Source organism: Nonomuraea sp. NPDC003201 (assembly GCF_053590415.1).
The window spans coordinates 1-11,367 of sequence record NZ_JBSFTC010000331.1; the positions used below are offsets into that span (position 1 = coordinate 1).

The window sequence follows — 11,367 nt, forward strand, 5'->3', positions numbered from 1 at the left end:
GGGCGAGGCCGGGGACGGTGAGCAGGCGATCCGGCTGGCCGCCGATCTGAGGCCGGACCTCGTGATCCTGGACGTGAAGATGCCCGTGCTCGACGTGCCCTCGCTGGCCCTGCACCCGACCTGCTCCTCGACCCGGCTCGGCCTCGACGCCGCCATCACCCGCGTCGCCGAGACCGTCGCCGAACGGGTCGTCGTGCCGGACGGCTGGCAGTGCTGCGCCTTCGCCGGTGACCGCGGCCTGCTCCACCCCGAGCTGACCGCCTCCGCCACCCGGGCGGAGGCCGCCGCCGTGGCGCGGGAGGACTTCGCCGCCCACGCCTCGGTCAACCGCACGTGCGAGCTCGGCCTGACCCGCGCCACCGGCAAGCCGTACCACCACCTCCTGGAGCTCCTGGACCGGGTCACTACCCCTTGACGGCCGCGCCGGTGACCGAGGAGGCCCAGTACAGGGCCTTGGCCACCTGCGGGAACAGCCCCTTGGGGTGGTTGCGGAACATCGGCTCCGTGCCGAACAGCACCACGGCCGCGCCCCGCTCGTCCCTGCCGCTCACCACGGCCGCCTGGCCCCTGGCGGCGTCCTGGCCGCCGGTGCCGTCGGCGTCGGGCCGCCAGTGGCCGGAGACCAGCGGGCCCTCGGCCGCGTACGACTGCTCGACCGTGACCTCCGGCCCGAGGCCGGTGAACCAGCGCGGCGAGTACACGAACGAGTGGTCCGGCGATCCCCCACCCACCTGTCCACCCACTGGGCCGCTTACTGGGCCGCTTACTGGGCCGCCCGTGGAGAGCACGCGGACGACGCCGTTGGCGTCGCCGCGGCCCGCGACGGCGGTCGCGGTGAGCAGCCCGGCGGCGGCGTTGAAGGCCGCTCCGGTGCCGCCACGGGTGATCACGCCGCCGGTGGTCAGGAACGCGTCGAGCGCCGCCCTGGCCGCCGGGTTGAGCGCGGTGTAGCTCAGCCCGCTGGAGACGAACAGCACGTCGGTCCCGCTCCAGTCGTAGCCCGCGTTGAGGGCCGCCGTGGAGACGGGGGTGACGGCGAAGCCCAGCTCGCGCAGCGTGAACAGCTCGTCGGCCGAGGCGGCGGCGGCGATCCTGACCTGCGAGAGCGGCGCGCCGGACGCCGTGCCCGCCGGGGTGCCCGCCGGGGTGCCCGCCGGGGTGCCCGCCGGGGTGCCCGCCGGAGTGAAGGCGACGCCGTAGCGCTCGGAGACCGCGCGGGCGGCCTGTCGCGCCGAGGCGGGCACGATGGCCGCGCCGTCCGCCCAGGTGACCGCCGTGCCCTGGGCCAGGAGGTCGTTCAGCGCGAGGACGTCCTTGGCGTCGGCCACCTTGAGCGCGAGCGCCCCGGGAGTGCGCGGCACGGACCCGGTCGGCGCCGCGGCCTTCACCGGGTCGGCCTGCACGCGCAGGGACGTGACGCCGTCCACGCCGGCGCCCCAGAGCAGGCCGTGGCTCCAGCCGGAGATGTCGTACATGGCGTCCACCCTGGGCGAGATGTCCGCGCCCGCCTCCAGCATGACGTTGGCCAGGCCGCGCTTCGGCTGGCGCATGTCCACCACGTACGAACCGGCCGGATACGTCCTGCCGTCCGCCCGGAACGCGTGCCTGGCCCGCTCGACCCGCACGTCGTTCGCGATCAGGTGGTCCACCAGGCGCGCGGCGGCCGCCTCCGAGCGCCGGCCGGTGATGACGTACGCCCGGGGGAAGGTGGTGGTGTAGACGTCCTCCGGCCCGAAACCGGGCACGATGCCGAGCGGCACCGTCTTCGACGGCTCCCCGGCCGAGCCGCGCCGGAACACCTCGATCTGGTCGGCGATCAGCCGGTCGTGCCGGTCGCGCACGAAGGCGTAGGTGGACCGGATGGCGGCGGCGGCCACGTCGGTGTTGATCGCGGAGCGGCGGCGCAGCTCCTCGACCGGCAGCTGGGTGTAGTCGGAGCCGTTGACCCGCAGCGGGATCTCGACGGTGTGCGCGGCCACCGCGCCGTGGAAGGGCGCGTACTGCGGGGTGAAGATCGGCGGCCAGTCGTCCCAGCCCTCCGCGGAGTCGCGGAACGGGATCTGCGCCGGGTACACGCCGTCCTTGTCGACGGTGTAGCCCAGCCCGTTCACGGCGGCCTCCATGCCGAGGCCGTTGGCGTAGGTGTTCTGGATGAACAGGTCGTACTCGTAGTTGGCGCCGTGCGGCGGCGTGGTCGGCTCGATGAGCGTGCCGTTGACGTAGCCGTGCAGGTCGATCATGGTGACCGGCTGGGCGTCGATCATGATCTGGCGCATCGCCCGCACCTCGGGCTGGGAGGCGGTGACGAAGTCGCGGTTCAGGTCGAAGCCGGCGCCGTTCTGGCGCACGCCGGTGACGCGGCCGTCGGGGTTGGCGGTGATGTTGAAGTACAGGCGGGTGCGCGCCAGCAGGTCGGCGACCTTCGGGTCCTTGCTGGTGGCGAGCTCCTCGATGACGCGCAGGGCGGCGTCGGTGCCTTCCCACTCGTTGCCGTGGATGTTGGCGTTGACGAAGACCGGCGCCTTGTACCTCTTGACCAGCTTCCGGTCGCGGGCGGCGGCGGCCGGGTCGTTCTCGATGCGGTCGCGGATGCGCTCCTGCTCGCGCGTCTCGGCGGCGCTCTCCGGGGCGGTGACGGTCACCAGGTAGAGGTCGCGGCCCCCGTACGAGCGGCCGATGACCTGCGCGCTGACCCGGTCGCCGCGCTGCTGCAGGTCGTTCAGCCGGGGCGCGATGCCGTGGTGGGGCACCAGGCCCAGCTTGATGGAGGCGTCGGCCGGGTTCTCGGGGGGCACCGGCAGCCGGGTCCGGCGGGGGTAGCCCCGGTCGTGCGACAGGGTGCCGGGCTGCTCGGCCTGCTCGGACTGGGCGGCCGCGCGCGCCTCGGCCCGCTCGGGCACGTCGGCGGCGACCTCGTTCCGCTCCGGGCCGTTGCCGAAGTCGCGCACGGCCGGGGTAGGCGGCGCGACCGGGTCGGCCGACACCGCGTGCGGAACGAGCGGGATCACGAGGAGCGCAGTGAGTAGAGCCGGGAGCAGAGCCGGGAGCAGGGCAGGGGGCAGGCGCAAGGGAGTCCTCCAGAGGGTGCGGATCAGGGTTCCCGGTAGTCGGCGGCGACCCCCACCAGGGAGATCAGCCCGGACGCGAACTCCAGCGCCTCCGCGTGCCCCTCCGCGAACGGCGGCTGGAAGCCCACGGCCTGCCACGTCCGCGTGCCGGGGTCCCACAGGTCGGCGCCCACCTCGAAGTCCCAGCCGTAGACGCCGTGGTCGTACCAGAGCTCGTCGGCGGAGTTGCCGGCCGCGGAGTAGAGCACGTCCGTCACGGGCCCGGTCTGCTGGGGCCAGATGACGGTGCCGCGCTCGGCGGCGATGGCCTGCTCGATCGTGCGGGCCGAGCGCAGGAAGTACGCCTCCTGCTGCGCCGTGGGCCTGGGCAGGGTGACGCGGCCGTCGAGCCGGTACGCGCCGGGCGGCCACATGAAGTAGCCGCCGTAGCTGTGGACGTTCATGGCGAACCTGATGTTGCGGTGCTTCTCGGCCAGCCACATGACGTTGCGGCTCTCGGGCTCGGAGTGCTCGGCGGGGCCCGCGTACGTGCCGCTCTGGCAGTTGGCCGAGGCGCCGAAGTACCCGTCGGACAGCGAGCCGACGGCGTAGTTGCGGTTGACGTCCACGCCCCAGGTGTTGCGCAGCGCCGGGTCGGACTGCTGCGCCGGGCAGTGGTTCGTCATGTTCTTCCGCTGGCCGTTGAAGTCGTAGAAGCTGTAGTTGGCGCCGTCCGGGTTGACGGTCGGCACGATGAAGACGTCGGTGCGCTCCAGCAGCCTGCGGGTGGCCTTGTCGCGGGTGTGGTTGCGCAGCAGCCGCTCGGCCGCCTCGACCACGACGAGCGGCGCCACCCATTCGCGGGCGTGCTCCTGGGCGTAGGCCAGCACGCCGGTGCGGCTGCCGTCGCGGTGCGCGCCGATCCGCAGGGCCAGCACCCGGGCGGGCGCGCGGGAGACGCTCGCGGGCGCGTTGAGGAAGTCGCTGAGCTGGGTGAGCGGCGCGGGCGCCATGACGCCGTCGCCCGCGTTGGCGCGGTAGGTCGTGGCCTTGACACCGGTGCCAGCGGTGGCGTTGATCGCGGCGGTGACCTGGGCGGCGGTGCTGGTGGGGGCGCCCGAGGCGTCGGTGGCCAGGCTGACCGTGATGAGCTTGCCGTTCACGGTGACCTGCAGCGGGCGGCCGGGCGCGCCGGGGTTCACCAGCTCGGCGGCCAGGTCGTTGCCGCCCTCGGAGCCGTACGCGTCCGAGGTGATCACGACGGCGGCGGCCGGCGGCGTGCCGATCAGGGCCTGGGCGTGCCGCCGGTAGCCGTTGGTCGGGTACGGCAGCGTGATCAGCTCGGTGAGCTTGGGGTAGCGCTGGTGCAGCGCCTTGATCCGCTCGTTGAGCTGCGCGGGCGGCATGTACTGGGTGACGAAGTCCTTCCGGTAGCCGGGGCCGGCGCGGTCCGGCTGCTCGCCGTCGGGCCACTCCTTGACCCTGGCCTCGGCCGTGCCGCCGCCCGCGGAGGTCACGGTGACCCACTGTGGCCGGCCGTCGGCGGGCACCGGGGTGCTGAACTGGTGGCCCAGGTACGCGCCCGCGTCCACGTACGGGACCATCGGCGCCTGCCCGGTCGAGCCGCCCTTGCCCTTCCACGCCACGGTGAGCGTGGCCGCCTCGCCCGCGCTGCTGGACGCCTCCACCGACAGGAAGTAGCCGTCGCGGGACTTCATCCAGACGGCCCGTTCGATGACGAGCTGGTCCTGGGCGGTGGTGGCCTTGGCCTTCGCCTGGGGCGGCGTGCCCGGCGCCAGGGTCGCGCCGAGCGCGGCGTATGCGGCGAGCTGGCTGGGCGTGGCCACCGCGTCCACCTGGACGCTGCCGTCCGCCTGCGGGCGGACCCGCTCGGTGAGGTCGGCTCCCGAGGCCACCAGCCGCTCCATCGCGGCGCGGTCGGGCACGGAGAGCGTGACCAGCGAGGCCGGCTCCGGGTCACCCGGCCCGGCGACCGCCGGGACGGATGGCTCCGCGGCCACGAACGTCGTGAGAACGATCAACAGAACGACTGCGGACGCCCGTAAACCACGCATCGGCCCCTCCTGGATCACCCGTATGGGGCACATTCAAGGCGGAGTTGCCCAAACCGGCAAGACCCAGGCCGGGTTTCAGGAGGCCGTCACGTGCGGGACCGCCTGGTAGAGCGCCCAGTCGGCGCTGATCGCGCCGGCCGTCGTCAGCAGCAGCGGCAGGTATTCCTCGGTCAGCTTCTCCATGGACGTCTCGGCGGCGTGGGCGTTGACGTTGACGGCCGCGATGACGTTGCCGAGCCCGTCCCTGAGCGGCGCCGCCACCGACCGGATCCCCAGCGCGAGCTGCTCGTCCGTGGCGGCCCATCCCTTGGCGCGGACCGCGCGCAGCGCCGCCTCGCGCTCCTTGGCGTCCGGGCGCCAGCGCGGCTCGATGCCCGAGCGGCCCGGCTCGGCCAGCACCCGCTCCACCTCGGCCGGCGGCAGCGCGGCCAGCAGCACCTTGCCCAGCGACGTCTGGAGCGCGGGGAAGCGGGTGCCGATCTGCACCTGGAGCGACACGATCTTCGGCACCGCGACCCGGGCGACGTAGACGATGTCGGAGCCGTCGAGCTGCGCGATCGAGGACGACTCGTTGGTCTGGGTGACGAGCCGCTCCAGGTGCGGCCTGGCCACCTCCCACAGCCCCATCGAGCGGACGTAGGTGACGCCCAGCTCCAGCACCCGCGGCGTGAGCGCGAACCCGCCCTGCTCCGCCCTGGCGTACCCCAGCTCCTGGAGGGTGAGCAGGATGCGGCGGGCCGTCGGCCGGGCCAGGCCGGCGGCCGTCGCCACCTCCGTCAGGGACATGACCGGGCGCCCCGGCTGGAATGCCCTGATGACATCGAGGCCGCGGGCCAGCGCCTCGATGAAGTCAGGTCCGGTGTCACCACGTGCCATCTACGCCCTCGCCTCGCTCGGAATCCGTTCGATCCGACTCTAGACGGTCGCCCGTCCGCACAGCGGCCGATACTGGGGCCGATCAGAGGCGGTGGGTGGCGTCGCTGCGATAGTCGGTGTACGTGTACGGGTTGTCGAGGACCTTCGCCGAGGGGATGTCCGGGTTCATGCCCTTCTCCCAGGCCTCGTCGCCCATCGTCGAGCGCAGGTGCTCGACCGTGCGCTCGACCTGCGCGCGGGCCCCGGCGAGGTCGACGCCGAGCAGGCGGTGCTCGTGCTTGACCACGCACCCGTTGACGATCACGGTGTGCACGTCGCCGCGCTGGGCCTGGAACGCGACGTGCCCGAACGGGTTGAGGATCGGGAACGACACCGGCGAGTGCTCGTTCTTGACGAGCACGAGGTCGGCCTTCTTGCCGGGCTCGATGACGCCCAGGTCGTCGCGGCCCAGCGCCCGGGCGCCGCCCCGGGTCGCCCACTCCACGACCTGGTCGGCGCGCAGGCCGCAGTGCGTGACCGTCTCGCCCTTGGCGTGCGCCTCCAGGTGCTCGCGCGAGCGGTCGGCGCCGAGCGTGGTGCGCATGGCCGAGAACAGGTCGCCGCTCCACCACACGCTGGTGTCCATGGACAGCGACACAGGGATGCCGTGGGCGCGGACCGCCCAGGTGGGCGGGTAGCCCTGGCCGGCGCTCTGCTCGCTCTCCGTGGAGACCGAGATCGAGCCGCCGGTGGCCGCGATGCGGTGATAGGAGTCGGCCGACAGCGAGGCGGCGTGCACGTAGATCGTCTCCGGCGTCATGAAGCCGTGCTCGTGCATCAGGCGGATGCCGTCGTCGCTGGTGGCGCCCCACACGCCGGCGTGCGTGGTGACGGCGGCGCCGAGCTCGCGGGCGACCTCGAACGCGGGCCTCTCCGGGAAGGAGGGGTCGCCGAGCACGTCGAAGGCGATCTGGAAGCCGAGCATGTCGCCGCCGGAGACGCGCCGGCGCACGAAGTCGCGGAACTCGGGCGCGGCCGTCCACTCGGCGGGCGGCTGCTGGATGTTGCCGTAGGCGAGCACGTACCGGCCGGGCACCGACTCCAGCGCGTCGGCGGCGGCGTCGGCGTGGTCGACGGTCCGCAGGCCGTGCGACCAGTCCACGACGGTGGTGACGCCGGCGTCCAGCGCCTCGATCGCGGCCAGGGTGTTGCCGGCGTGGATGTCCTCGGGCCGGAACAGCTTGCCGTGCTCCAGGTAGAACCAGACGAAGTACTGGGTGAGCGTCCAGTCGGCGCCGTAGCCGCGCAGCGCCGTCTGCCACATGTGCCGGTGGGTGTCGATCATGCCCGGCATGACCAGGCCGCCGGACGCGTCGATCACGACCGCGTCCTCGGGCGCCTCCAGCTCGGGGCCGACGGCGGCGATCCTGTCCCCGGTCACGAGGACGTCCGTGCGGGGCAGAACCCGCCTGCTCCCACTGGGTGACATGGGCAGCACGGTGCCGCCGCGCAGCACCACGGGCCGTCCGGCCTCGAACTCGTTCATGGCACACGCTCCTTGCGAACGATTGTCCGCTATACGGTCAAAGTCACTGTGATGAGCGCTCGCCTGCGTGTCAAGGCGGTTGACGCGGGCTCGCCTCGGTGATGAGATCGGGTTCAACGGACAGATGTCCGTTGAACGGACGCGGGAAGGGGAGTTCCATCGTGGCTGAGGGGCCGCTGTCCGGCCTGCTGGTGGCCGACTTCTCCAGGGTCCTGGCGGGGCCGTACGCCACGATGCTCCTGGCCGACCTGGGGGCCGACGTCGTCAAGGTCGAGTCGCCCGGCGGGGACGACACCCGGTCGTGGACGCCGCCCGCGCGGGGCGAGGTGTCCACGTACTACCTCGGGGTCAACCGGGGGAAGCGGTCGATCGCCCTCGACCTGCGCGACCCGGCCGACGCGGAGGCGGCCAGGGAGCTGGCCCGGCGCGCGGACGTGCTGGTGGAGAACTTCCGGCCGGGCGGGCTCGCCAAGTACGGGCTGGACTTCCCGGCCGTGCGGGCCCTGAACCCCGGCGTCGTGTACGCCTCCATCAGCGGGTTCGGCACCGGGGCGGGCGCGCGGGTGCCGGGGTACGACCTGATGGTGCAGGCCATGTCGGGGCTGATGAGCCTGACCGGCGATCCCGGCGGGCCGCCGTACCGGGCCGGGATCTCGGTGTTCGACGTGATGGCGGGCAACCACGCCGTCATCGGCATTCTCGCCGCGCTGCGGCACCGGGAGGCCACCGGGCAGGGGCAGCACGTCGAGGTCAACCTGCTGTCGTCGGCGCTGACGGGGCTGGTCAACCAGAGCTCGGCGTACGTGGCCGGGGACGTGGTGCCGTACCGGATGGGCAACGCGCATCCGAGCGTGTTCCCGTACGAGCCGCTGCCGACGGCGGACCACGAGCTGATCGTCGCGGCCGCCAACGACGGGCAGTTCCGCAAGCTGTGCGAGGTGCTGGGCATCCCCGAGGTGGCCGACGACCCGCGCTTCGCCCGCAACGCCGACCGGACCGCGCGGCGGGAGGAGCTGAGGCCGATCCTCGTGGAGCGGCTCGTGACCCGGCGGGCGGAGGAGTGGTTCGACCTGCTGGTGGAGGCGGGGGTGCCGAGCGGGCCGATCAACACGATCGACGGCGGGTTCGCGGTGGCCGAGCGGTTCGGGCTCGAACCGGTGGTCGTGGTGGGGGAGGGGGAGCGGGCCGTGCCGACGACGCGGCATCCGATCCGGTTCTCCGAGACGCCCGCGGGCTACCGGCTGCCGCCGCCGGAGCTCGACGAGCACGGCACGGAGCTGCGCAAGTGGCTCACCCGCGCCGAGCCGACCTCGGGATCCTCCGAAGAGGCGCGGTCATGAGCGGCGGCGACGGGGTCGGCATCGGCGGGAACGCGAAGAAGGCGGTCGGCGGGGCCGGCGGTCGTGGCGAGGAGCCGAAGGAGTATCCGACCGCGCTCGGGGCGTCCTCGCTGAAGACGATCACCCTGCTCGGCCATGACCTGGCCGCCGACGTCATGGGCGAGGTGGGCTTCGGGGAGCTGGCGTTCTGGCTGGCCACGCAGCGCCGCCCGGCCCGCGGCGAGGTGCGCGTGTTCGAGGCCGTGCTGGCCGCGCTGGCCGACCACGGGTTCACACCCACCGCGATCGTGACGCGGCTGACGTACCTGTCGGCGCCCGACTCCGTCCAGGGAGCGCTGGCCGCCGGGCTGCTCGGCGGCGGCTCCCGCTTCCTCGGCGTCACCGAGGACTGCGGCCGCTTCCTCAACGACATGCTGCGGGACCAGGACCCCCTCCCGGCCGACGACGCCGGCTGGGAAGCCCTGGCGCTGGAGACCGTACGGGCCCGGCGCGCGGCGGGCGGGCGCGTCCCCGGCCTCGGTCACCACGTGCACAAGGACGGCGACCCGCGCACGGCCCGGCTGTTCGAGATCGCGGCCGAGGAGGGCCTGTTCGGGCCGCACCTGTCGCTCTTCGCCGCCGTCGGCCGCGTCCACCCCCAGGTCCTGGGCCGGACGCTGCCGCTCAACGGCGCGGGCGCGTGCGGCGCGGCGCTGGCCGACCTGGGGCTGCCGCTGGAGCTGCTGCGCGGCTTCGCGCTGCTGGCCAGGACGGCCGGGCTGATCGGGCAGCTCGCCGAGGAGCTGCGCCGTCCCGTGGCCAACGACATCTTCCTCTCGGTGGACCTCAACAACCGTCCCGTCCCGCCCGAGCCGTATGCCGCCAACGGAGGTACGCATGGCTGAACTCGTCGCGGTCATCGCATCCACCCACCACCCCTTCTACTACCGCGCCAGCACCTCCACCGGCGAGGACCGCCCGCCGTTCGCCGACGAGTGGGTGCGCAAGGTGGAGGCGTTCAGGGAGACCCTCACGAGGGCGCGGCCCGACGTGCTGGTGATGGTCGGCTCCGACCACTTCCACCAGCTGTGGCTGGACAACATGCCGCAGTTCCTGGTCGGCAAGGCGCCCTTCTACGACGCGAACTTCTACAACGAGGAACGCGAGTTCGGGTTGCCGCGGATGGTGCTGAAGGGCCAGGAGGACCTGTCGGCGTACATCCTGCGCGAGGGCCTGGACGCCGGCTTCGACCTCGCCTTCAGCAACGAGCTGCGCATCGACCACTCGATCACGTGCCCGATCATCACCCTGCGCCCCGAGGCCGACCTGCCGATCGTGCCCGTCTACACCAACATCTTCGCCCCGCCGCTGCCGCGTCCCCAGCGGTTCGTGCAGCTCGGGAGGACGATCAGGCAGCTCGTGGAGTCCTGGCCGGCGGACCGGCGGGTGGCGGTCATCGGCACCGGGCACCTGTCGCTGGAGCTCGGCGGGCCGCGCCAGTTCGGGCCGCACGGGCCCGACCCGGAGTTCGACCGCAAGGCCGTCGAGTGGATCTCCACCGGGGACATCGAGGGCTGCCTGTCGGAGGTCACCCTGGACAGCCTCCACCTGCCGGGGAACGCCACGCACGGGTTCATGGACTTCATGCTGATGATGGGGGTGGCGGGGGAGGGCCGCAAGGCCGACTACGTGGACACGTACGACCTGTTCCACACCATGGAGGCGTACTTCACCTGGTATCCGAGCGGAGGGTCTTCATGAGCAAGTATCTGCTGAACAAGTTCCTCTTCACCGTCGACCGCGACCCCGAGCTGGTCGAGCGTTACCGCGAGGAGCCGCGCGCCACCGTCGAGTGGTGGGAGTCCGAGTACGCCAACCGCATCCTCGGCTGCCACACCGGCGAGTCGTCCACCTGGTTGCGCCTCGACGACGCCGAGCGCGAGGCGCTGGCCGCGCACGACTACCCGAAGCTGTTCGAGCTGGGGGCGCACCCGTTCCTCACGCTGACCCTGTTCATCGCGATGTTCGAGCGCGACCACCCGCCGCTGGGCTTCCAGACGGAGTACGCGCGGCGGCTGGTGGGTTTCCGGCTTCCGTACCCGGACATCGCGACCTGATGACCGGCGAGCACGGCCGGATGCGCGCGGCCCGGGTGGAGACGTGCGGCCGGCCTCCTGTGGTCGGCGACGTCCCCGCGCCGGTGGCCGGGCCGGGGGAGAGCCTGGTCCGCGTACGCGCCGCCCCGGTCACGCCGCTGGACCTGCTGTGCGCGGGCGGCGCCTCCTACTTCGGGACGCCCGCCGTCCCCTACGTGCCCGGCGTCCAGGGCGTCGGGACCGTCGGGGAGACGGCCGTGTGGTTCCCGACGTCGGCCGGGATGGCGCCCGGCGACGGGAGCATGGCCGGGCTGGCGGTGGTGCGTTCGGAGGACCTGGTGGCCAGGTAGTACAGCGGGTAGGCCAGCGCCTCCTGCGGCAGCGTGTTGGCCACCAGGAACAGCACGAGGATCGACAGCCGGCCCTTCA

General features: G+C 73.0%; 9 protein-coding genes and 1 pseudogene. 6 read left to right on the forward strand and 4 right to left on the reverse strand.

What is annotated here, in order from left to right:
- Positions 1–415: pseudogene (locus ACWDX9_RS52390) on the forward strand (hypothetical protein); the annotation flags it as partial.
- Here the strand turns inward: ACWDX9_RS52390 and ACWDX9_RS52395 are convergent.
- The 4 genes from ACWDX9_RS52395 to ACWDX9_RS52410 all read right to left on the reverse strand — a co-directional run bounded on the left by ACWDX9_RS52395 (position 405) and on the right by ACWDX9_RS52410 (position 7,523).
- A complete protein-coding gene (locus ACWDX9_RS52395) occupies positions 405–3,008 on the reverse strand; it encodes a M14 family zinc carboxypeptidase (RefSeq protein ID WP_449969385.1) in 2,604 nt (867 codons plus the stop codon). The pseudogene ACWDX9_RS52390 and the gene ACWDX9_RS52395 sit on opposite strands and share 11 nt — an antisense overlap.
- 83 nt (positions 3,009–3,091) lie before the next feature.
- Positions 3,092–5,089, reverse strand: a complete 1,998-nt coding sequence (locus tag ACWDX9_RS52400; protein WP_449969387.1) for a M14 family metallopeptidase — start codon at positions 5,087–5,089, stop codon at positions 3,092–3,094.
- A gap of 108 nt (positions 5,090–5,197) precedes the next feature.
- Positions 5,198–5,998, reverse strand: coding sequence for an IclR family transcriptional regulator domain-containing protein (locus tag ACWDX9_RS52405; RefSeq protein WP_357753592.1), 801 nt, complete (start codon positions 5,996–5,998; stop codon positions 5,198–5,200).
- Between the two features lie 82 nt (positions 5,999–6,080).
- Complete coding sequence (locus ACWDX9_RS52410) at positions 6,081–7,523, reverse strand: amidohydrolase family protein (protein WP_449969390.1); 1,443 nt, start codon at positions 7,521–7,523, stop codon at positions 6,081–6,083.
- A 161-nt stretch (positions 7,524–7,684) separates the two neighbouring features.
- On the opposite strand from ACWDX9_RS52410, the gene ACWDX9_RS52415 reads away from it, so the two are divergent.
- From ACWDX9_RS52415 to ACWDX9_RS52435, 5 genes are read left to right on the forward strand one after another with little or no spacing between them, the layout of a single operon-like run.
- Positions 7,685–8,863 (forward strand): CaiB/BaiF CoA transferase family protein, encoded by a 1,179-nt coding sequence (locus ACWDX9_RS52415; protein WP_449969392.1) that lies wholly within the window; start codon positions 7,685–7,687, stop codon positions 8,861–8,863.
- A complete protein-coding gene (locus ACWDX9_RS52420) occupies positions 8,860–9,747 on the forward strand; it encodes a citryl-CoA lyase (protein ID WP_449969394.1) in 888 nt (295 codons plus the stop codon). Before ACWDX9_RS52415 ends, ACWDX9_RS52420 begins: the two co-directional genes overlap by 4 nt.
- Entirely contained in the window at positions 9,740–10,603 is an 864-nt protein-coding gene (locus ACWDX9_RS52425; protein ID WP_357753585.1) for a DODA-type extradiol aromatic ring-opening family dioxygenase, read from the forward strand. The genes ACWDX9_RS52420 and ACWDX9_RS52425 overlap by 8 nt, the downstream gene beginning before the upstream one ends.
- Positions 10,600–10,959, forward strand: coding sequence for a hypothetical protein (locus tag ACWDX9_RS52430; protein ID WP_449969397.1), 360 nt, complete (start codon positions 10,600–10,602; stop codon positions 10,957–10,959). The genes ACWDX9_RS52425 and ACWDX9_RS52430 overlap by 4 nt, the downstream gene beginning before the upstream one ends.
- On the forward strand, positions 10,959–11,288 hold the full coding sequence (locus ACWDX9_RS52435; protein ID WP_449969400.1) for an alcohol dehydrogenase catalytic domain-containing protein: 330 nt from the start codon (positions 10,959–10,961) through the stop codon (positions 11,286–11,288). Before ACWDX9_RS52430 ends, ACWDX9_RS52435 begins: the two co-directional genes overlap by 1 nt.
- The last annotated feature ends 79 nt before the right edge of the window (positions 11,289–11,367 follow it).